This is a genomic window from Pseudomonas guangdongensis (assembly GCF_900105885.1).
GTDB lineage: Bacteria > Pseudomonadota > Gammaproteobacteria > Pseudomonadales > Pseudomonadaceae > Geopseudomonas > Geopseudomonas guangdongensis.
In genome coordinates, this window is sequence record NZ_LT629780.1 from 406522 (window position 1) to 427281 (window position 20760).

Genomic DNA, 20760 nt, shown 5'->3' on the forward strand with positions numbered 1-20760 from the left:
TTGCCGCGAGCCGGCACACAATCATCACCCGGATCGGCACACAGAAGGGACGGGGCCGCGCCATCCGTGACCGCCGGACTTACCGGCGGAGCGATCCGCCCGGCCCGGCGGAAAACCGCGCCAGCCGCCGCGCCGCTGTGGGAAAATGCCCGCCTTCGCAGCCGATCTCCGTTTCCCCATGTCCCAGCCGCCGCAACGCCCTGCCCGCCCCCGTCCCGGCGCCCGCAAGCCCGCCGCCACGCCGCGCGCCGCCCAGCCCGCCCCTGCGCCGCGCCCGCCAGCCGCCAAGGGCGAGCTGCACCCGCGCAACCGCCACCAGGGTCGCTACGACTTCCCCGCGCTGATCAAAGGCTGCCCGGAGCTGGCGGCGTTCGTCATCCGCAACCCCTACGGCAAGGAGAGCATCGACTTCGCCGATCCGGCGGCGGTGCGGGTGTTCAACCGCGCGCTGCTCAAGCAGTTCTACGGCATCGCGCACTGGGACATTCCGCCCGGCTACCTGTGCCCGCCGGTGCCGGGGCGCGCCGACTACATCCATGCGCTGGCCGATCTGCTGGCCGAGGACTGCGGCGGTGCCATTCCGCGCGGCGCGCACGTGCGCGTGCTGGACGTCGGCAGCGGCGCCAACTGCATCTACCCGCTGATCGGCCAGCGCGAATACGGCTGGCACTTCCTCGGCTCGGACATTGACAGCACCGCGCTGGCGGCCGCGCGCACCATCGTCCAGGCCAACCGGCTCGGCCATGCCATCGAGCTGCGCCAGCAGCACGATGCCCGGCACATCTTCCATGGCCTGCTGCAGGCCGGCGAGCGCTTCGCCCTGAGCCTGTGCAACCCGCCGTTCCACGCCTCGGCCGCCGAGGCCAGCGCCGGCAGCCGGCGCAAGTGGAAGAACCTCGGCAAGCTCGACCCGCAGCGCAAGCTGCCGGCGCTCAACTTCGGCGGCCAGTCCAACGAGCTGTGGTGCCAGGGCGGCGAGATCGCCTTCGTCCGGCGGATGATCGAGGAGAGCCGCGCGGCGGCGGCGCAGGTGCTGTGGTTCACCTGCCTGGTGTCCAAGGCCGGCAACCTGCCGCTGGTCGAGCAGGCGCTCCGCCAGTGCGGCGCGCAGGCGACCCGCACGGTGGCGATGAGCCAGGGCCAGAAGCAGAGCCGCTTCGTCGCCTGGAGCTTCCACGACGCCGCCGCGCGCGCCGTCTGGCTGGCCGCCGAGCGCCCGGCGGGCTGACGCCATGGCCTTCACCCTGGCCGCGCCCTGCGAGTACCGCGAGGAGATCCGCAAGAGCCGCTTCCTCGTCCTCGCCGCGCCGGCGGACAGCCCGCAGGCGGCGCAGGCGTTCATCGCCGCGCACAGCGACCGCGCCGCCTCGCACAACTGCTGGGCGTGGAAGTGCGGCGCGCAGTACCGCTTCAGCGACGACGGCGAACCGGGCGGCACCGCCGGCCGGCCGATCCTTGCCGCCATCGAGGGCCAGGACTGCGACAACATGGTGGTACTGGTGATCCGCTGGTACGGCGGCATTCAGCTCGGCACCGGCGGGCTGGCGCGCGCCTACGGCGGCAGCGCGGCGAAATGCCTGCAGGGCGGCGAGCGGGTGGCGCTGGTCGCGCGGCTGCAGGGGCACTGCCATGTGCCGTTCGCCGAGTTGGCGCGCATCCGCGCGCGTCTGGGCGAATGGCAGGTGAGCATCGAGGGCGAGGCGTTCGACGCCACTGGCGCCCGGCTGCAGTTGGCGCTGCCGGCCGCGCAGCGCGACGAGCTGGCGCTGCGCCTGGCCGAGCTCAGTCGCGGTCAGGTGCTGCTGCAGGTGCCCTGAGCGCCTCGCCCTGCAGGCGCCCGAGCACATGGCGCAGGTGCAGGTGCAGCTGGTACAGCTCGCCCGAGTAGGCCAGCGGCACCTCGACCCCGGCCAGCTCGCGCTCCAGGCGTTGCAGGCGCGCCGCCTCGGCCTCGCGGCGGGCCGCCGGCAGGCCCGTCTCCAGTTGTCGGTCGATGTCGCGCAGGTAGCGATACCAGCGATAGATCCGCGCGCGGATGCGCCAGCGGTACAGCGGGCCGACCGCCTTGCCCAGCGGGATCAGCACCACCAGCAGCGGAATCAGCAGGATGATGTAGCGGTCGGCCAGCGACGCGATGCGGAACGGCAGGTAGCGCTGCAGCAGCGGCAGGCCGTGCTCGTGGAAGTACGCGGCCTCGTCGAGCAGCGCCAGGGTCGGCGGCTCGGCGCTCGGGTAGGCGCCGGGTGCATCCAGCAGGCTGCCCTGCTTCATCACCTCGCGGGCCGCGGCGAGGATCAGCGGCGTCAGCGCCGGATGGAAGCTGTCGTTGACCACCAGGGTGGCGGCCGGCGCGAGGGTGACGATGTCGCGCGCCGGGCTGTTGGCGGCCAGGTCGAGCAGTCCCTCGCCGACCGCGATGCTGCGCAGGAAGGGCAGCCGCGCCTGATAGGCGGCGCCGCGGCGCAGGCTGGTCACGCCCAGCTCGGGCGCGCGGGCCAGGCGCCGGATCAGCGGGTTCTCCGCCGGGCCGATGAAGAAGGCGGCATCCAGCTCGCCGGCCAGCAGGGCGCTGGCGGCCTTGCTGCCGCCGGTGAATTGCCAGTGGGCCGGGTACTGGTCGAGGTCGATGCCGTTGAGGCCGAGCAGCAGGCCGCTGATCTGCGCCGTGCCGCTGCCCGCCGTGCCCAGCCCGAGGCGCAGCGGCAACAGATCGCGCGGGCCGTCGATCGGCAGCTCGCGGCGCTGGAACAGCCAGAGCGGCTCCTGATAGACGCTGCCCAGCGAGCGCAGCCGGGCACGCTCGTCGTCGCCGAGCTGCAGCTCGAGGCCGCTCTGCATCAGACCGAGCTGGACATCCTGCTTGTCGTCGAGCAGCAGGCGCAGGTTCTCCCGCGCGCCGCTGCTGGGCACCAGGGTCAGCTCGAAACCGCTCTTGGCCAGTTCGACCTTGAGCCGCTCGGCAAAGCCGGCGTAGCCGCCGCCTTCGGCACCGGTGGCCATGCTGGCGCGCATCGGCGGTGGCGGCGCCGCGAGGTAGAACACCGCGCCCGCCAGCAGGGCGAATACCGGCAGCAGCCACAGGTTGGCGCGCAGCATGATCGACAGGTCCTGGAATATCCGACGCATGGGCGCTCCCTTCCACGATGAGTGGCGGCCAGCATACCCCTGTCGCCGTCCCGGACTGAACCCTCAGCAGATCCCCACGCCCAGTTGCAACAGCGCCAGGCCGCCGCGCTGCCAGCCCCACCAGGCCAGCGCCAGCAGCGCCGCCAGCAGCAGCGCGACCGCCAGCCGGGCGATCCGCCGTGCGCGCATCACTGCGCCTGCGCCGCGGCGCGCAGCCGCGCCACCGGCTGCTCGCGCACCGGCCAGTTGAGCAGCGCGGCCATCAGGCTCAGGCCGACGCAGATCTGCCAGACCAGCTCGTAGCTGCCGGTGCGGTCGTACAGCCAGCCGCCCAGCCAGCCGCCGAAGAACGAGCCGATCTGGTGGAACAGGAAGACGATGCCGCCGAGCATCGACAGGTTGCGTACGCCGAACAGGGTCGCCACGGTGCCGTTGGTCAGCGGCACCGTGGACAGCCACAAGAAGCCCATCGCCATGCCGAAGGCATAGGCCGTCCACTCGCTGAGCGGCGCCCACAGGAAGGCGACGATCACCACCCCGCGCACCAGGTAAAGCCCGGTGAGCAGGCGCGGCTTGGAATAACAGCTGCCCAACATCCCGGCGGTGTAGGTGCCGAACACGTTGAACAGCCCGACCAGGGCCAGCACCGTGGTGCCGACGTGGGCGGGCAGTTGCTGGTCGACCAGATAGGCCGGCAGGTGAACGCCGATGAACACCACCTGGAAGCCACAGACGAAGAAGCCCAGCGCCAGCAGCCAGAAGCCGGAATGCCCGGCGGCCTCGCGCAGCGCCTCGCCCAGGGTCTGTGCCGGTCCCTGATGCGCCGGCTGCGCCGGGCTGCGCAGGATCAGCGCTGCCGGCAGGATCAGGGCGATCAGCGCCGCCAGCGCCAGCAGCGCCGCCGACCAGCCGAGTCCGGCGATCAGCGCGAGGCTGCCGGGCAGCATGACGAACTGGCCGAAGGAGCCGGCCGCCGCGGCGATGCCCATGGCCATGCTGCGCTTTTCCACCGGCGCCGCCTGGCCGACGGCGCCGAGCAGCACCGAGAACGAGGTGCCGGACAACCCCAGGCCGATCAGCAGCCCGGCGCTCAGCGACAGCGCGGCGGGCGTGGTGGACAGGGCCATCAGCAGCAGGCCGGCGACGTACAGCACCCCACCGATCACCACCGTGCGGCGCACCCCGAAGCGGTCGGCGAAGGCGCCGGTGAAGGGTTGGATCAGGCCCCAGATCAGGTTCTGCAAGGCGATGGCGAAGGCGAACACCTCGCGCCCCCAGCCGAATTCGCTGCTCATCGGCGGCAGGAACAGCCCGAAGCCGTGTCGCACGCCCAGCGACAGGGCGAGGATCAGCGAGCTGCCCAGCAGCATCCAGCCACAGTGGCGCCAAAGCGAGTTCATCGTTGGATCTCCTCAAACAAAGGGCGAGGATATCACCGCGGTCCGGAACCGCGCGCGCCCCCGCCCGCTCGCGGTCCATCGGTTACACTGGCGCATCCCGTTTTCCGCCACGAGACCGCCATGCCGATCCGCCACGCCATCGTCCACCTGATCGACAAGAAGCCCGACGGCAGCCCCGCCGTGCTGCATGCCCGCGACAGCGCGCTGGGCGACTCGCAGGCCATCGACAACCTGCTGGCCGACCTCAACGACAGCTACAACGCCAAGCCCAACAAGGTCTGGGGCTACTTCCACGAGGACACCGCCGGCCATCCGTTCTCCGTCTGGCTGGCCGACTATCTGGACGGCGGGCGCGATTTCGTCGCCTTCAGCCGGCAGACCGTGGAGCACCTCAAGCAGTTGATGGAGGAGTCCAACCTGTCCACCGGCGGCCATGTGCTGATGGCCCACTACCAGCAGGGCATGACCGACTACCTGACCCTCGCCCTGCTCCACCACAGCGAAGGCGTGGCGGTCACCGACAGCCTCGACGTCACCCCGTCGCGCCACCTCGACCTCGGCCAGTTGCACCTGGCCGCGCGGATCAACCTTTCCGAGTGGCGCAACAACCAGAGTTCCCGGCAGTACATCTCCTTCATCAAAGGCCGCAACGGCAAGAAGGTGTCCGACTACTTCCGCAACTGCATCGGCTGCCAGGAAGGCGTCGACGCGCCCAGCGAGACCCGCACCCTGCTCAAGGCGTTCAGCGACTACGTGGAAAGCGAGGATCTGGCCGAGGAGCAGGCCCGCGAGAAGACCGAGGCGCTGGTCGACTATGCCAGCACCCAGGCGCGCCGGGGCGAGCCGATCGCCCTGGAGGAACTGTCCGAACTGCTCGACGAGGAGCAGCCGCGCGCCTTCTTCGAGCATATCCGCAACAAGGACTACGGTCTGGCTGCGGAGATCCCGGCGGACAAGCGCACCCTCAACCAGTTCCGCCGCTTCACCGGTCGCGCCGAGGGTCTGTCGATCAGCTTCGAGGCGCATCTGCTCGGCAAGGCGGTGGAGTACGACGAGAGCCAGGATCTGCTGATCATCCGCCAGCTGCCGAGCAAGCTGAAGGACCAGCTCAAGCGGCGCCAGGACTGATTCGGCGCTATGGTCTGTCGAGGGCCGGGGCCTGCCAGTGGATGTCCTCGCGGCGTCCTGGCGGTGCGGCAGGCTCGGCGTAAGGCTGGTCGAGAGTTGCGAGACGTCTGGCTTGCCGGAAAGAACGCTTGCGCAGGCCGCTCCGGGCTATCCGGGATTCTGTCTTTTGTGGAAGCACGCCATGCTGCGCCTGCCCGACACCCTGCTCGATGCCTGCCGCTGCGATCCCCGCACGCCCCTGAGCGGCGATCCCGAACGTCGCTGCGGCCTGACCCACGCCGAGGCCCGCACCCGCCTCAACGCGCTGAAACCCTGGCTCGCCGAGCAGCAGCAACTGCTCTGGGCACGCCGCCAGGAGGCTCTGCTGCTCTGGCTGCAGGGGCCGGACTGCGCCGGCAAGGACGGCAGCATCCGCCGGGTGTTCGGCGGCCTGAGCCCCGTGGGACTGAACGTGCATGGCTTTCGCCAGCCGAGCAGCGCAGAGCGTGCCGAAGGCTTTCTGCAGCGCTACCGGCGCTGCCTGCCGGCGCCCGGACACATCGCGGTATTCAACCGCACGCCCTACGAGGGCGTGGCCTGCGACCTGTTCGACGGCTTCATCGACGCATCGAGCCTTGCCGGGCGGCTGACGCAGCTGGCGCAGTTCGAAGACGAGCTGGCCACACTGGGCATCCGTCTGCTCAAGATCTACCTGCAGATATCCCGCACCGAGCAGAAGGCCCGCCTGCGCAGACGCCTGCTCGACCCGCGCAAGCACTGGAAACTGTGCGCTGCCGACCTCGACGCCCATCGCCAGTTCTGCACCCAGAACGCGCACTGGGCCGGCATCCTCGCCGCCAGCCACCGCGACGCGGCCCCCTGGTACATAGTGCCGGCCAATCACAAGTGGCTGCGCGACCTGCTGCTGGCCAGCCTGCTGGCCCGCGAATTCGAGCGCCTCGACCAGCACTGGCCGACCCCGTCGCTGCCGTTCGATCTGGACACTCTGGAGCGGGCCTGAGCAGTGCCGTACGCAAAGTCGGCAGGGCGCAGATCAGGCAAAGTCTGACATGAGAGAGTACGGCCGCCGCCCACGGTGGCTTGTGCTACGTGCTCGCCCCGTATGCCGTTGAGCATATGTTGCAGCAGAAAGGCCCGACCTCAGCGGGGTAAGACGTGCATGTGTAGCAGGTTGATCCGGGGCTCAAACGCTGTGTTGGCCGCACTTCCAGCATTCTGGGAATACCCCGGATGAGCAATCTATTGAGAGATCACACCGAGCCACTCCGCCACCAGACGCTCCTTGGCTGCCTTGCTCAGTCGCTTGATCGTCCACTCCCGCGACAGCGCGGCGCTCTTGTCTCGGCAGGCCTCCACATACACCAGCGCCTGCGCCGGACTGCTGTGGAAAAAACGCGCACCCTTGCCGCGCCGATGCACGGCAAAGCGCCGCACCGGATCGTCGCTGACGCCGCAGTACAGCGCCCCGTTCTGGGCACGCACCAGATAGACGTACCAGGTCCGCGCCTGCGCCGTCGTGCCGCCCTGCGGCTCCGCCTTGCCCTCCACCGGCCGCCCCTCCCCGTCGCGTTGCGTCCTTGTCGTCGCCGCCGTTCATTTTCGGCGCAAAGAGAAACCCCCGACCAGCGTTTGCTGATCGGGGGTTTGGTATAGGTGCTTGACGATGACCTACTCTCACATGGGGAAGCCCCACACTACCATCGGCGATGCGTCGTTTCACTGCTGAGTTCGGGATGGGATCAGGTGGTTCCAACGCTCTATGGTCGTCAAGCAATTCGGTTGGGATCTCGCCGTGGCGCGATCCCGAATCAGGTATGTGATAGCGGTGTTTCTATTCGGTATTTGCGGTTCATGCAAGCTTTCGGCCTGTCACACGCAACAATTGTCAGATTGTTTGGGTGTTATATGGTCAAGCCTCACGGGCAATTAGTATCGGTTAGCTCAACGCCTCACAGCGCTTACACACCCGACCTATCAACGTCGTAGTCTTCGACGACCCTTCAGGAAGCTCAAGGCTTCAGTGAGATCTCATCTTGAGGCAAGTTTCCCGCTTAGATGCTTTCAGCGGTTATCTTTTCCGAACATAGCTACCCGGCAGTGCCACTGGCGTGACAACCGGAACACCAGAGGTTCGTCCAACCCGGTCCTCTCGTACTAAGGTCAGCCCCTCTCAAATCTCAAACGTCCACGGCAGATAGGGACCGAACTGTCTCACGACGTTCTAAACCCAGCTCGCGTACCACTTTAAATGGCGAACAGCCATACCCTTGGGACCGGCTTCAGCCCCAGGATGTGATGAGCCGACATCGAGGTGCCAAACACCGCCGTCGATATGAACTCTTGGGCGGTATCAGCCTGTTATCCCCGGAGTACCTTTTATCCGTTGAGCGATGGCCCTTCCATACAGAACCACCGGATCACTAAGACCTACTTTCGTACCTGCTCGACGTGTCTGTCTCGCAGTCAAGCGCGCTTTTGCCTTTATACTCTGCGACCGATTTCCGACCGGTCTGAGCGCACCTTCGTACTCCTCCGTTACTCTTTAGGAGGAGACCGCCCCAGTCAAACTACCCACCATACACTGTCCTCGATCCGGATAACGGACCAGAGTTAGAACCTCAAGATTGCCAGGGTGGTATTTCAAGGATGGCTCCATGGAAACTGGCGTCTCCACTTCAAAGCCTCCCACCTATCCTACACAAGCAAGCTCAAAGTCCAGTGCAAAGCTATAGTAAAGGTTCACGGGGTCTTTCCGTCTAGCCGCGGATACACTGCATCTTCACAGCGATTTCAATTTCACTGAGTCTCGGGTGGAGACAGCGCCGCCATCGTTACGCCATTCGTGCAGGTCGGAACTTACCCGACAAGGAATTTCGCTACCTTAGGACCGTTATAGTTACGGCCGCCGTTTACCGGGGCTTCGATCAAGAGCTTCGCTTTCGCTAACCCCATCAATTAACCTTCCGGCACCGGGCAGGCGTCACACCCTATACGTCCACTTTCGTGTTTGCAGAGTGCTGTGTTTTTAATAAACAGTCGCAGCGGCCTGGTATCTTCGACCGGCGTGGGCTTACTGAGCAAGTCATTCACCCTCACCGGCGCACCTTCTCCCGAAGTTACGGTGCCATTTTGCCTAGTTCCTTCACCCGAGTTCTCTCAAGCGCCTTGGTATTCTCTACCCAACCACCTGTGTCGGTTTGGGGTACGGTTCCTAGTTACCTGAAGCTTAGAAGCTTTTCCTGGAAGCATGGCATCAACCACTTCGCATTCTAAAAGAACGCTCGTCATCAGCTCTCGGTCTTGAATTCCCGGATTTGCCTAAGAATTCGACCTACCACCTTAAACTTGGACAACCAACGCCAAGCTGGCCTAGCCTTCTCCGTCCCTCCATCGCAGTAACTAGAAGTACAGGAATATTAACCTGTTTCCCATCGACTACGCTCTTCAGCCTCGCCTTAGGGACCGACTAACCCTGCGTCGATTAACGTTGCGCAGGAACCCTTGGTCTTTCGGCGTGGGAGTTTTTCACTCCCATTGTCGTTACTCATGTCAGCATTCGCACTTCTGATACCTCCAGCCAGCTTCTCAACTGACCTTCACAGGCTTACAGAACGCTCCTCTACCGCTCATCCAAAGGATGAACCCGTAGCTTCGGTGTGTGGTTTGAGCCCCGTTACATCTTCCGCGCAGGCCGACTCGACTAGTGAGCTATTACGCTTTCTTTAAAGGATGGCTGCTTCTAAGCCAACCTCCTAGCTGTCTAAGCCTTCCCACATCGTTTACCACTTAACCACAACTTTGGGACCTTAGCTGACGGTCTGGGTTGTTTCCCTTTTCACGACGGACGTTAGCACCCGCCGTGTGTCTCCCACGCTGACACTTCCAGGTATTCGGAGTTTGCATCGGTTTGGTAAGTCGGGATGACCCCCTAGCCGAAACAGTGCTCTACCCCCTGGAGTGATACGTGAGGCGCTACCTAAATAGCTTTCGAGGAGAACCAGCTATCTCCGAGCTTGATTAGCCTTTCACTCCTATCCACAAGTCATCCCCTACCTTTTCAACGGGAGTGGGTTCGGTCCTCCAGTCAGTGTTACCTAACCTTCAACCTGCTCATGGATAGATCGCCCGGTTTCGGGTCTATACCCAGCGACTAAACGCCCTATTAAGACTCGCTTTCGCTACGCCTCCCCTATACGGTTAAGCTTGCCACTGAATATAAGTCGCTGACCCATTATACAAAAGGTACGCAGTCACCCAACAAAGTAGGCTCCCACTGCTTGTACGCATACGGTTTCAGGTTCTATTTCACTCCCCTCTCCGGGGTTCTTTTCGCCTTTCCCTCACGGTACTGGTTCACTATCGGTCAGTCAGTAGTATTTAGCCTTGGAGGATGGTCCCCCCATATTCAGACAAAGTTTCTCGTGCTCCGTCCTACTCGATTTCACTGCAAGGATCTTTTCGTATACGGGGCTATCACCCACTATGGCGGCACTTTCCAGAGCCTTCTACTAAAATCCAAGCAGCTTAAGGGCTAATCCCCGTTCGCTCGCCACTACTAAGGGAATCTCGGTTGATTTCTTTTCCTCAGGGTACTTAGATGTTTCAGTTCCCCTGGTTCGCCTCTTGCACCTATGTATTCAGTACAAGATACCCAGCTTATGCTGAGTGGGTTTCCCCATTCAGAGATCTCCGGATCAAAGTCTGTTTGCCGACTCCCCGAAGCTTATCGCAGGCTACCACGTCTTTCATCGCCTCTGACTGCCAAGGCATCCACCGTATGCGCTTATTCACTTGACCATATAACCCCAAGCAATCTGTGATCCGAGGATCTGATTGACTGTGATTATGTGCGTGAATGTCGACATTCGCCGAAAACTTGCGCTTGAACTCGCAAATTTTACCTTGACTTGAATGATCACCAGTGAAAGAGATCATTCAGTCTACTTCTATCACATACCCGAATTTTTAAAGAACGTCTGGCGATAAGACCAGAAATCAATGCTCGTTTCGCACTGCATGTTGCAGTACAAGCACTCATTTCTGAGCTTGGCGATTAAGTGGTGGAGCCAAGGAGGATCGAACTCCTGACCTCCTGCGTGCAAAGCAGGCGCTCTCCCAGCTGAGCTATGGCCCCATCTTTCGATCAGCCTGCGCACCACGACAATTGGTGGGTCTGGGCAGATTCGAACTGCCGACCTCACCCTTATCAGGGGTGCGCTCTAACCAACTGAGCTACAGACCCAATCGCCTTTCGCGAGTGAATCAAGCAATTCGTGTGGGAGCTTATGAGGAAGCTGAAGTCTTCGATTAAGGAGGTGATCCAGCCGCAGGTTCCCCTACGGCTACCTTGTTACGACTTCACCCCAGTCATGAATCACTCCGTGGTAACCGCCCTCCCTAAGGTTAGACTAGCTACTTCTGGAGCAACCCACTCCCATGGTGTGACGGGCGGTGTGTACAAGGCCCGGGAACGTATTCACCGTGACATTCTGATTCACGATTACTAGCGATTCCGACTTCACGCAGTCGAGTTGCAGACTGCGATCCGGACTACGATCGGTTTTGTGGGATTAGCTCCACCTCGCGGCTTGGCAACCCTCTGTACCGACCATTGTAGCACGTGTGTAGCCCTGGCCGTAAGGGCCATGATGACTTGACGTCATCCCCACCTTCCTCCGGTTTGTCACCGGCAGTCTCCTTAGAGTGCCCACCATAACGTGCTGGTAACTAAGGACAAGGGTTGCGCTCGTTACGGGACTTAACCCAACATCTCACGACACGAGCTGACGACAGCCATGCAGCACCTGTGTCAGAGCTCCCGAAGGCACCAATCCATCTCTGGAAAGTTCTCTGCATGTCAAGGCCAGGTAAGGTTCTTCGCGTTGCTTCGAATTAAACCACATGCTCCACCGCTTGTGCGGGCCCCCGTCAATTCATTTGAGTTTTAACCTTGCGGCCGTACTCCCCAGGCGGTCAACTTATCGCGTTAGCTTCGTTACTAAGTTCTCAAGGAACCCAACAACTAGTTGACATCGTTTACGGCGTGGACTACCAGGGTATCTAATCCTGTTTGCTCCCCACGCTTTCGCACCTCAGTGTCAGTATCAGTCCAGGTGGTCGCCTTCGCCACTGGTGTTCCTTCCTATATCTACGCATTTCACCGCTACACAGGAAATTCCACCACCCTCTACCGTACTCTAGCTCAGTAGTTTTGGATGCAGTTCCCAGGTTGAGCCCGGGGCTTTCACATCCAACTTGCTGAACCACCTACGCGCGCTTTACGCCCAGTAATTCCGATTAACGCTTGCACCCTTCGTATTACCGCGGCTGCTGGCACGAAGTTAGCCGGTGCTTATTCTGTTGGTAACGTCAAGACAGCAAGGTATTAACTGACTGCCCTTCCTCCCAACTTAAAGTGCTTTACAATCCGAAGACCTTCTTCACACACGCGGCATGGCTGGATCAGGCTTTCGCCCATTGTCCAATATTCCCCACTGCTGCCTCCCGTAGGAGTCTGGACCGTGTCTCAGTTCCAGTGTGACTGATCATCCTCTCAGACCAGTTACGGATCGTCGCCTTGGTGAGCCATTACCTCACCAACTAGCTAATCCGACCTAGGCTCATCCGATAACGCAAGGCCCGAAGGTCCCCTGCTTTCTCCCGTAGGACGTATGCGGTATTAGCGTTCCTTTCGAAACGTTATCCCCCATTACCGGGCAGATTCCTAGGCATTACTCACCCGTCCGCCGCTGAATCCGGTAGCAAGCTACCTTCATCCGCTCGACTTGCATGTGTTAGGCCTGCCGCCAGCGTTCAATCTGAGCCATGATCAAACTCTTCAGTTCAAATCAATCTGGGTTTTGAGAAAACCCTAAACTTGGCTCAGCAATCGCAAAAAACTCTCGAATTCACGAGTGTTACTTGTGATGCTGATAATCTTGCGACTGTCAGTCTTATCTCACAAGCACCCACACGAATTGCTTGATTCAACTTATTAAAGAGCGTTTCGACCGAGCCAGTGTTTCGTCTCAACCGAGGCCGCGCATTCTACAGCAGCCTTTCAACCTGTCAAGCGATTTTTGAAAATTTCTTTTCGATTCAATCGCTTGGCGCCTTCCGGAAGGACCCTTCCGATCAGCGAGGCGCGCATCTTACAGCCTTTCGAGCCGAAGTCAACACCTCTTTGCAGCACCGCCCGGAGGCGAAAACCGCAGCAGGACCCGAGCCCCGCACTCCCTGCAAGAGCGAGCGACGCAAGCATCGCTCAATCGCCTGAACTTTGCAACCTATTGATTTAAAAGGCTTTTTGTTCAGCTTCTCGCTGGAAGTGGCGCGCATTATAGGCCACTTCCAGCAGCCGTCAACGAGTTTCTTGCATCATTTCACATCTTTCCAACATTCAGGCGGTCGGCGCCTGCGGCTTGCGTCGCTTGGGGGCGGTGAAGCCGTCACCGACGCTGGCGGCCGGCTTGTCCTTGCGGGCAGCCGGCTTGCGCGCCTTGGCCGGCGCGCCATCCTTCTTGGTCTGTTTCTTCTTCTTGCTGCCGGCGGCTTTGCCGGATGCCTTGAGCTTTTTGGGTCCAGTGTAACTGCCCAGCAGCTCCTTGACCTGGCGCCGTTCGAACGCCTGCTTCAGATAGCGCTCGATACTCGACATCAGGTTCCAGTCGTTATGGCAGATCAGGGAAATGGCCAGCCCCGCCTGCCCGACCCGGCCGGCACGGCCGATGCGGTGGACATATTCGTCGCCGCTGCGCGGCATGTCGAAGTTGATCACCAGATCGACGCCCTCGATATCCAGGCCGCGCGCCGCCACATCGGTGGCGACCAGCACGTTGACGTGCCCCTGGCGCAGCCGGTCGACGGCCTGCTTGCGTTCCTCCTGGTCCTTCTCGCCATGCAGCACATAGGATTTGACCTTGGAGGCGCGCAGTACCCCTACCAGCCGGTCGGCCTGGGCGCGCGTATTGGTGAAGACAATCGCCTGGGCAAAGGCCTCATGCGCCAGCAGCCACTGCAGCAGGCGTTCCTTGTGGCGCACGTCGTCGGCGGTGATGATCTGCTGGCGCAGGTTTTCGTTCAGTTCGTTGCGCCGGTTGAGCAGCAGCAGTTGCGGCTCGCGGAGGATTTCATCCACCACGCGATCCAGCACGCGCCCGCCTGTGGTGGCGGAGAACAGCAGCGTCTGGCGCTGCGCCGCAGCGCAGGCTGCGGCCAGTTTGAGCACATCATCGCTCATACCCAGATCGAGCATGCGGTCGGCTTCGTCGAGCACCAGCATCTCGACATCGCCGAGCAGCAGACTGCCAGCCTGCAGGTGCTCCAGCAGACGGCCGGGCGTGCCGATGACGATCTCCGGGTTCTTGCGCAGCGCGGCGGCCTGCTCCTTGAAGCCCTCGCCGCCGGTGATCAGGCCGGCCTTGAGGAAGGTGAACTGGGCGAAGCGCTCGACCTCGCGCAGGGTCTGCTGGGCCAGTTCGCGCGTCGGCAGCAGGATCAGGACGCGGGCGGCCGCCTGCGGGCGGCTTTCGGTGAGCAGCCGATGCAGCGCCGGCAACACGAAGGCCGCCGTCTTGCCGCTGCCCGTCTTGGCCGTTACCCGCAGGTCGCGCCCTTCCAGGGCCGGCGGGATGGCGGCCGCCTGAACCGCGGTCGGCTCGGTGAAGGACAGGGACGACAATGCCTTGAGCAAACGCTCGTGCAAACCGTAATCAGCAAACACGGACTACCTCGAATGATGAAAATCGCTGGCGCATAGACTAACCCGAGTCGCCCGCGCTCAGGAGTTTTCCTTGCCGGAACGCTCAGTTCGATGCCCTGCGCGGCTCAGCCACAGCGAGGCCAGTATGACGCCGCCACCCAGCGCCAGGCGCGCCAGGTCCGCCTCCCGGTTCCACAGCAGCAGGTTGACCAGCAATCCGGCCGGCACCAGCGCATTGTTCATCACCGCCAGGGTACCGGCATCGACCAGCGTCGCGCCCTTGTTCCACCAGTACATGCCCAGCCCCGAGGCCGCCAGGCCGAGCCAGAGCAGCACGCCCCACTGCAGCGATGTCGCCGGCACGCGCTGCGGATCGCCAAAGATCAGGAAGGACGGCAAGGCCACCGCCAGCGCACCGATATAGAAGTAGCCGAAGCGGCGATACAGCGGCAGCTCGCTGGGGTAGCGGGCCACCATATGCCGATACAGCACCTGCCCGGCAGCGAAGGTCGTGTTGGCCACCTGCAGCAGCGCAAAGCCCAGCCAGAACTCCCGGCTCACCGCCTCGTAGCGGATGATCGCCGCACCCAGCACGGCCACCGCCGCCGCCAGCAGTGCCCAGGGGTTGAAACGGCGACTCAGGGCATCGTCGATCAGGGTCACATACAGCGGCGTGAGGATGGTGAACAGCAGTACCTCCGGCACCGAGAGCAGCGCGAAGCTGCGGTACAGGCACAGGTAGGTGATCCCGAACTGCAGGGCGCCGGCCAGCAGCAGGCCGCCGATGAAACTCGGCGCCACACCGCGCCAGCGGGTGAACGGCAGGAAAACCAGACCGGCCAGGACGATCCGGCTCAGCACGGCGAAGTCGCTGTCGACCTGCCCGGACAGGTACTCGCCGATCAGGCTGAAGGAAAATGCCCAGAGCAGGGTGACGACTATCAGATGACCCATGATCCGCCTCGCCAAAAGCGCGCGACCATAGCGCGTTCGGCCAATGCGGTGAAGCCAAAACGGCGACCGCCCGCAGGCGGTCGCCAAGGCCGTGCCCGGCTGGACACGGCGGAGCAAAAACTTCAGGCGATCTCCGCCAGTCGCGCGCGCGCCCGTGCCAGCCCCTGTGCGGCGCTGTCGCCGCCCATGTTCAGCCCTTCGGCATGGACGAACTGCACGTCGTCGATGCCGATGAAGCCCAGGGCCTGGCGCAGGTAGGGCTCCTGCTGATCCAGCGGCCCGCCGGCATAGACGCCGCCGCGCGCGGTCAGCACGTAGGCGCGCTTGCCCTGCAGCAGTCCGCGAGGCCCCTGCTCGGTGTACTTGAAGGTCACCCCGGCGCGCAGCACATGGTCGAGCCAGGCCTTCAGGGTGCTGGGAATGGCGAAGTTGTACATCGGTGCGCCCAGCACCAGCACATCGGCGGCCAGCAGCTCCTCGATCAGCTGGTCGGAGCGGGCCAGGGCGGCCTGCTCGGCGGCGCTCTGCTCGACAGCCGGTTTCATCCAGCCGCCGAGCAGGTCGGCGTCCAGATGCGGCAGCGGCTCGCGGGCCAGGTCGCGGTTCAGCACCCGGCCGCCGGGATTGGCCTGCCGCCACTGGGCAACGAACTCCTCGCTCAGCTGCCGGGATACCGAGTCCCGCTGGCGTACGCTGCTCTCGATCAGCAATAGGGTAGACATCTGCATTTGCCTCCATCCGGTGATGCGCTTGTCGATAGCGGCAGGATAGGCAGCACGGCTTCGATAAAAAAGCGCAAAAACCCGCTACAAACTATCGCCCCGCTCGATGTATCTTCAGCGCTTGCGCCGAGCAACGCAGCCCGCCCACGGAGAGACAGCATGAAAGCCCCGCGCGTGACCCTCGAACAGTGGCGCACCCTGCAGGCGGTGGTCGACCACGGCGGCTTCGCCCAGGCGGCCGAGGCCCTGCACCGCTCGCAATCGTCGATCAGCTACACGGTCGCACGAATGCAGGAACAGCTCGGCGTGCCGCTGTTGCGCATCGACGGTCGCAAAGCAGTGCTGACCGAGGCCGGCCATCTGCTGTTGCGCCGCTCGCGGCAACTGGTCAAGCAGGCCAGCCAGCTCGAAGAGCTGGCCCACCATATGGAGCAGGGCTGGGAAGCCGAAGTCCGCCTGGTGATCGATGCCGCCTATCCGAGCAGCCAGGTGATCGCCGCCCTCTCCGCGTTCATGCCGCAAAGTCGCGGCTGCCGGGTGCTGCTGCGCGAGGAAGTACTGTCCGGCGTCGAGGAGGCCTTGCTCGACGGCGAAGCCGACCTGGCGATCAGCGGCCTGATCCTGCCCGGCCAGCTGGGCAGCGACCTGTGCTGCGTCGAGTTCGTCGCCGTCGCCCACCCCGACCATCCGCTGCACCGCATGCAACGCGAGCTGACCCATCAGGATCTGGAAAGCCAGCTGCAGATCGTCATCCGCGACTCCGGCCGCCGTGCGCCGCGTGATGTCGGCTGGCTCGGCGCCGAGCAGCGCTGGACCGTCGGCAGCCTGGCCACCGCGGCCAACTTCGTGGCCAGCGGCCTGGGCTTCGCCTGGCTGCCGCAACACATGATCGAACAGCGCCTGGCCGAAGGGAGCCTCAAGGCGCTACCGATGACCAGTGGTGCGCGCCGCGAAGTGCGCTACCTTCTCTACCCCAACAAGGATCGCCCCATGGGGCCGGCCACGCGCATCCTCGGCGACCTGCTGCGCCGCCATGCGCGCCCCCGCTGACTGCGCAGCACCAGCTTGCCCGTCCTTCCAACGACCCAAAGGAACCCTCCGTCATGCTGAAGACGCTTACCCTGGCCGCCTGCGGCCTGCTGTTCTCCACCGCCCTGCTGGCAGCAGAGGCGCCACGCGTACTGCTCTCCACCAATCTCGGCGAGGTCGAGGTCGAACTGAACGCCGAGAAGGCGCCGGTCAGCGTGGAGAACTTCCTCGCCTACGTGGACCAGGGCTTCTACAACGGCGTGCAATTCCACCGGGTCATTCCCGGCTTCATGGTGCAGACCGGCGGCTTCGATGCCGACCTACAGCAGAAAAGCACCGCAGCGCCGATCAAGAACGAGGCCGACAACGGCCTGCACAACGTGCGCGGCACCCTGGCCATGGCGCGTACCAGCGACATCAACAGCGCCACCAGCCAGTTCTTCATCAACCTGGCCGACAACGCCTTCCTCGACCATGGCGGCCGCGACTTCGGCTATGCGGTGTTCGGCAAGGTCGTGCGCGGCATGGACGTGGTCGACCGCATCGCCCGTGTACGCACCGGCAACCGCGGCATGCACCAGAACGTCCCCGTCGAGCCGGTGCTGATCGAATCGGCCAAACGCCTGTAAGCCTCTCCGCCCCGCAACGCCCGCCCGGTCGTTGCGGGGCGCCCAGGCAGAGTTATTCACCAAGGGAGCAAAAAGTTCCCGTGAAATATAATTTTCATATAACGGTTATCCCCCTGACATAACCCCCGGCCAACATTCCCCTCCAGCACCGGCGGGCCAGCGCCCGCGTGTTTTTGAACGCTCAAGTCCAAACTAGGGGAATCCTTCGATGATCCGTAAGCACCTCGCAGGCGTTGCCTTCAGCGCCCTTGCCCTGGCCGTATCCGCCCAGGCCGTCGCCGGCACCGTGACCACCGATGGCGCAGACCTTGTCATCAAGACCAAAAGCGGCCTGGAAGTCGCCACCGCCGACAAGGAGTTCAGCTTCAAGGTCGGCGGTCGCCTGCAGGCCGACTACAGCAACTTCGACGGTGTCTACACCAAGGACGGCAACAACGCCGACGCCGCCTACTTCCGCCGCGCGTTCCTGGAGATTTCCGGCGTGGCCTACAAGGACTGGGCCTACGCGATCAGCTACGACTTCTCGCACAACGCCGGTAGCTCCGAAGACGGCTACTTCGACGAAGCCTCCATCGCCTACACCGGTTTCAAGCCGGTCACCATCAAGCTCGGCCGCTTCGACCCCGACTTCGGCCTGGAGAAGGCCACCAGCTCCAAGTGGGTGACCGCCCAGGAGCGCAACGCCGCCTACGACCTGGTCGACTGGGCCAACGGCCACCAGAACGGCATGGGCATCCAGGTCGCCGGCACCGCCGCCGACATGTTCTACGGCTCGGCCAGCCTGAGCGCCAAGGACGAAAATGACCAGGACGGCCAGAGCGTCAAGCAGTTCAACCTGCGCGGCGTGTTCGCCCCGATGGCCGAGGCCGGCAACGTCCTGCACCTGGGCCTCAACTTCGCCCAGCGCGACATGTCGGACACCGAATTCGACAGCCGCATCCGCAGCCGCTTGGGCATGCGCGGCGTAAGCACCAAAGGTGGCAACGATGCCGGCGACAACGGCAACCGCCCGCATCTGGGCGGCGCCGAAGCTACTGCTGCAGGCACTTTCGGCAATGATCGTGCCTGGGGTCTGGAAGCAGCCTGGGCCATGGGCCCGCTTTCGGTACAGGGCGAGTACCTGCAGCGCAAGTTGCAATCCGACGACGGCGCCTACAGCGATGTCAAGGCAAACGGCTACTACGCACAAGTTGCCTACACCCTGACCGGCGAAGCACGCGGCTACAAGCTAGGCAAGTTCGACAGCATCAAGCCTGCTAACAAGCAGACCGGCGCCTGGGAAGTCTTCTATCGCTACGATCACCTCAGCGTCGAAGACGACAACAACTATGTGGCCTTCAAGAACGACGACGGCAAGGCCGGCAAGAACTTTGGCCCTATCGGCGACATCGACGGCAAGGTTCACAATATCGGCGTCAACTGGTATGCCAACGAGAACGTCAAGCTGAGCGGTGCCTATGTCAAGGCCAAGGCTGACAACGCCCCTAACGGCGCCAACGACGAAGACGGCGACGGTATCGTGTTCCGCGCCCAGTACGCCTTCTGATCCCGTCCCCGGACGCGGCTCCGCTGCAGCTTCACGCCCCGGCGTGGCGCTGCCGCCTCGACACCCGGCGAACGCCCTGCGCTCGCCGGGTGTCGCATTTGGGCGCTGCCAGAACCGGGGAGCTTGCCCCACAAACGACGAACCCCGCACGGGGCGGGGTTCGTCGGGGGTGTTCGTGCGGCGGCCTGACGCAGCCTGAAACACTTGAAGTGGTGCCGGAGACAGGAGTCGAACCTGCGACCTTCGCATTACGAATGCGCCGCTCTACCGACTGAGCTACACCGGCACATCATGAAACGGCGCAGAGGCTATCACTGCTGGCCGAGCAGGTGCAAGGCAGGCGCGTAGGGCGCAGGATCGACGATCGGCGTCTGTCCCAGCAGCAGGTCGCAGAGGAGCTGGCAGGAAGCCGGCGCCAGCACCAGCCCGTTGCGGAAATGTCCGCAGTTCAGCCACAGCCCGTCATGCTCCGGCACCGGGCCGATGGCGGGGATACCGTCCGGCGAGCCGGGGCGCAATCCCGCCCAGTGCGCGACCACCTCGGCCTCGGCCAGTGCCGGCAACAGCGCCGCGGCCGAAGCATGCAGGCTGGCCAGGGCTACGCCGCTGGGCGTCTTGTCGAAGCCGGCGTACTCCAGCGTGCTGCCGACCAGCACGTGCCCGTCGCGGCGCGGAATGGCGTAGCGGCCATTGGCGAGCACCATCGCCGGCAGGAAGTCTGCGGCGCATTTGAACAGGATCATCTGCCCCTTCACCGGCTCCACCGGCAGGGCGAGCCCGAGGCTCTTGAGCAGCTCACCGCTCCAGGCGCCCGCCGCGACCACCACCCGGCGCCCGCGCAGCGCGCCCTGCGCCGTCCGCACGCCGACCACACGAGCTCCCTCGCGCAGGAAACCTTCGACGGCACAGTGCTCGCGGATCTCAACGCCGGGCATGCACTGCAGGGCCGTGCGCAGGGCGCGCACCAGGCGCGGATTGCGCACGTTGGCCACCCCCGGCATGTGCAGGGCCTGGCGGTAGCCGGGTGCCAGCACCGGCAGGGCCTGCTCGACCTCGGCAATCGGCACCTGCTGCAGCGGCCTGGCCTGCTCGGCCGCCCAGGCCAGGGCCTGCGCCTCGTCTTCCAGATCCAGCCAGTACAGACCGGTGACATGCACCTCCGGGTCGATCCCGCTCTCGGCCCGCAGGCGTTCGCCCAGTTGGGGGTAGAAATCCTGCGACCAGTGCGCCAGCGCCGTCACCGCCGGGCTATAGCGCCAGGGGTACAGCGGCGAGACGATGCCGCCGCCGGCCCAGGAGGACTCGCGCCCGCACTCGCCACGGTCGAGCACCACCACAGCCTCGCCGGCACAGGCCAGCCGATAGGCCGACAACAGCCCGATGGCTCCGCCGCCGACAATGATCGTCGCTTCATCCACCTCGATTTTCTCCCCAATCCAGTCTGCGTTCACGGTTCATGCGGCCCTGGTTCGCAGCTTCGGACAATCCACTTGCACGACAGCAGGCGGAGGCTATGCAAAGAGGA

15 protein-coding genes, 3 tRNA genes and 3 rRNA genes are annotated in these 20760 nt (G+C 63.8%); 7 read left to right on the forward strand and 14 right to left on the reverse strand.

What is annotated here, in order from left to right:
* Nucleotides 1-178: 178 nt before the first annotated feature.
* Nucleotides 179-1228, forward strand: a complete 1050-nt coding sequence (rlmF, locus tag BLU22_RS02045; RefSeq protein WP_090216182.1) for a 23S rRNA (adenine(1618)-N(6))-methyltransferase RlmF — start codon at nt 179-181, stop codon at nt 1226-1228.
* Between the two features lie 4 nt (nt 1229-1232).
* Entirely contained in the window at nt 1233-1817 is a 585-nt protein-coding gene (locus BLU22_RS02050; protein ID WP_090211751.1) for an IMPACT family protein, read from the forward strand.
* Here the strand turns inward: BLU22_RS02050 and BLU22_RS02055 are convergent.
* From BLU22_RS02055 to BLU22_RS02060, 3 genes are all read right to left on the reverse strand, one after another.
* Nucleotides 1783-3126, reverse strand: coding sequence for a TAXI family TRAP transporter solute-binding subunit (locus BLU22_RS02055; RefSeq protein WP_090211752.1), 1344 nt, complete (start codon nt 3124-3126; stop codon nt 1783-1785). The genes BLU22_RS02050 and BLU22_RS02055 overlap by 35 nt on opposite strands.
* Before the next feature lie 63 nt (nt 3127-3189).
* Nucleotides 3190-3315 carry a hypothetical protein gene (locus tag BLU22_RS15355; RefSeq protein WP_269457637.1) on the reverse strand — a complete coding sequence of 42 codons (126 nt, stop codon included), beginning with the start codon at nt 3313-3315 and terminating at the stop codon, nt 3190-3192.
* Nucleotides 3315-4526, reverse strand: coding sequence for an MFS transporter (locus BLU22_RS02060; RefSeq protein WP_090211754.1), 1212 nt, complete (start codon nt 4524-4526; stop codon nt 3315-3317). Before BLU22_RS02060 ends, BLU22_RS15355 begins: the two co-directional genes overlap by 1 nt.
* A 120-nt stretch (nt 4527-4646) precedes the next feature.
* Between BLU22_RS02060 and yejK the strand changes: the two genes are divergently transcribed.
* Both yejK and BLU22_RS02070 read left to right on the forward strand, forming a co-directional pair.
* A complete protein-coding gene (yejK, locus tag BLU22_RS02065) occupies nt 4647-5654 on the forward strand; it encodes a nucleoid-associated protein YejK (protein ID WP_090211755.1) in 1008 nt (335 codons plus the stop codon).
* A 184-nt stretch (nt 5655-5838) separates the two neighbouring features.
* Nucleotides 5839-6654: a polyphosphate kinase 2 family protein gene (locus BLU22_RS02070; protein ID WP_173867188.1), complete on the forward strand. Its 816-nt coding sequence runs from the start codon at nt 5839-5841 to the stop codon at nt 6652-6654.
* Between the two features lie 239 nt (nt 6655-6893).
* Here BLU22_RS02070 and BLU22_RS02075 read toward each other — a convergent pair whose 3' ends face one another.
* The 9 genes from BLU22_RS02075 to BLU22_RS02115 form a co-directional block, all read right to left on the reverse strand.
* A complete protein-coding gene (locus BLU22_RS02075; RefSeq protein ID WP_090211759.1) occupies nt 6894-7202 on the reverse strand; it encodes a GIY-YIG nuclease family protein in 309 nt (102 codons plus the stop codon).
* Between the two features lie 107 nt (nt 7203-7309).
* A 5S ribosomal RNA gene (gene rrf, locus BLU22_RS02080) occupies nt 7310-7425 on the reverse strand.
* Nucleotides 7426-7559: 134 nt separating this feature from the next.
* Nucleotides 7560-10451: ribosomal RNA gene (locus BLU22_RS02085) — 23S ribosomal RNA — on the reverse strand.
* Between the two features lie 261 nt (nt 10452-10712).
* Nucleotides 10713-10788, reverse strand: a tRNA-Ala gene (locus tag BLU22_RS02090).
* 31 nt (nt 10789-10819) lie between these two features.
* Nucleotides 10820-10896, reverse strand: a tRNA-Ile gene (locus BLU22_RS02095).
* 66 nt (nt 10897-10962) lie between these two features.
* Nucleotides 10963-12499: ribosomal RNA gene (locus BLU22_RS02100) — 16S ribosomal RNA — on the reverse strand.
* The 16S, 23S and 5S rRNA genes sit together here with 2 tRNA genes alongside, the layout of an rRNA operon.
* A gap of 554 nt (nt 12500-13053) precedes the next feature.
* Nucleotides 13054-14376, reverse strand: a complete 1323-nt coding sequence (locus BLU22_RS02105; RefSeq protein ID WP_090211761.1) for a DEAD/DEAH box helicase — start codon at nt 14374-14376, stop codon at nt 13054-13056.
* 57 nt (nt 14377-14433) lie between these two features.
* A complete protein-coding gene (locus tag BLU22_RS02110; RefSeq protein WP_090211762.1) occupies nt 14434-15309 on the reverse strand; it encodes a carboxylate/amino acid/amine transporter in 876 nt (291 codons plus the stop codon).
* 122 nt (nt 15310-15431) lie between these two features.
* The gene (locus BLU22_RS02115; protein ID WP_090216184.1) at nt 15432-16031 is read right to left on the reverse strand and encodes an FMN-dependent NADH-azoreductase; all 600 of its coding nucleotides are present in this window, start codon (nt 16029-16031) and stop codon (nt 15432-15434) included.
* Between the two features lie 159 nt (nt 16032-16190).
* Between BLU22_RS02115 and BLU22_RS02120 the strand changes: the two genes are divergently transcribed.
* From BLU22_RS02120 to BLU22_RS02130, 3 genes are all read left to right on the forward strand, one after another.
* Nucleotides 16191-17081: a LysR family transcriptional regulator gene (locus BLU22_RS02120; RefSeq protein WP_090211763.1), complete on the forward strand. Its 891-nt coding sequence runs from the start codon at nt 16191-16193 to the stop codon at nt 17079-17081.
* A gap of 53 nt (nt 17082-17134) precedes the next feature.
* Nucleotides 17135-17689 (forward strand): peptidylprolyl isomerase, encoded by a 555-nt coding sequence (locus BLU22_RS02125; protein WP_090211765.1) that lies wholly within the window; start codon nt 17135-17137, stop codon nt 17687-17689.
* A gap of 286 nt (nt 17690-17975) precedes the next feature.
* Nucleotides 17976-19235 (forward strand): OprO/OprP family phosphate-selective porin, encoded by a 1260-nt coding sequence (locus BLU22_RS02130; RefSeq protein WP_394327542.1) that lies wholly within the window; start codon nt 17976-17978, stop codon nt 19233-19235.
* A 210-nt stretch (nt 19236-19445) separates the two neighbouring features.
* Here BLU22_RS02130 and BLU22_RS02135 read toward each other — a convergent pair.
* Together BLU22_RS02135 and thiO are read right to left on the reverse strand one after the other, a co-directional pair.
* A tRNA-Thr gene (locus BLU22_RS02135) sits at nt 19446-19521 on the reverse strand.
* A 25-nt stretch (nt 19522-19546) separates the two neighbouring features.
* Nucleotides 19547-20659, reverse strand: coding sequence for a glycine oxidase ThiO (thiO, locus tag BLU22_RS02140; RefSeq protein ID WP_394327543.1), 1113 nt, complete (start codon nt 20657-20659; stop codon nt 19547-19549).
* Between the last annotated feature and the right edge of the window lie 101 nt (nt 20660-20760).

What these genes read in the sequence shown, in the direction of transcription:
- rlmF (WP_090216182.1), top strand. Translation starts at nt 179, where the DNA reads ATGTCCCAGCCGCCGCAACGCCCTGCCCGCCCCCGTCCCGGCGCCCGC.
- BLU22_RS02050 (WP_090211751.1), top strand. Translation starts at nt 1,233, where the DNA reads ATGGCCTTCACCCTGGCCGCGCCCTGCGAGTACCGCGAGGAGATCCGC.
- BLU22_RS02055 (WP_090211752.1), bottom strand. Translation starts at nt 3,126, where the DNA reads ATGCGTCGGATATTCCAGGACCTGTCGATCATGCTGCGCGCCAACCTG.
- BLU22_RS15355 (WP_269457637.1), bottom strand. Translation starts at nt 3,315, where the DNA reads ATGCGCGCACGGCGGATCGCCCGGCTGGCGGTCGCGCTGCTGCTGGCG.
- BLU22_RS02060 (WP_090211754.1), bottom strand. Translation starts at nt 4,526, where the DNA reads ATGAACTCGCTTTGGCGCCACTGTGGCTGGATGCTGCTGGGCAGCTCG.
- yejK (WP_090211755.1), top strand. Translation starts at nt 4,647, where the DNA reads ATGCCGATCCGCCACGCCATCGTCCACCTGATCGACAAGAAGCCCGAC.
- BLU22_RS02110 (WP_090211762.1), bottom strand. Translation starts at nt 15,309, where the DNA reads ATGGGTCATCTGATAGTCGTCACCCTGCTCTGGGCATTTTCCTTCAGC.
- BLU22_RS02115 (WP_090216184.1), bottom strand. Translation starts at nt 16,031, where the DNA reads ATGTCTACCCTATTGCTGATCGAGAGCAGCGTACGCCAGCGGGACTCG.
- BLU22_RS02120 (WP_090211763.1), top strand. Translation starts at nt 16,191, where the DNA reads ATGAAAGCCCCGCGCGTGACCCTCGAACAGTGGCGCACCCTGCAGGCG.
- BLU22_RS02125 (WP_090211765.1), top strand. Translation starts at nt 17,135, where the DNA reads ATGCTGAAGACGCTTACCCTGGCCGCCTGCGGCCTGCTGTTCTCCACC.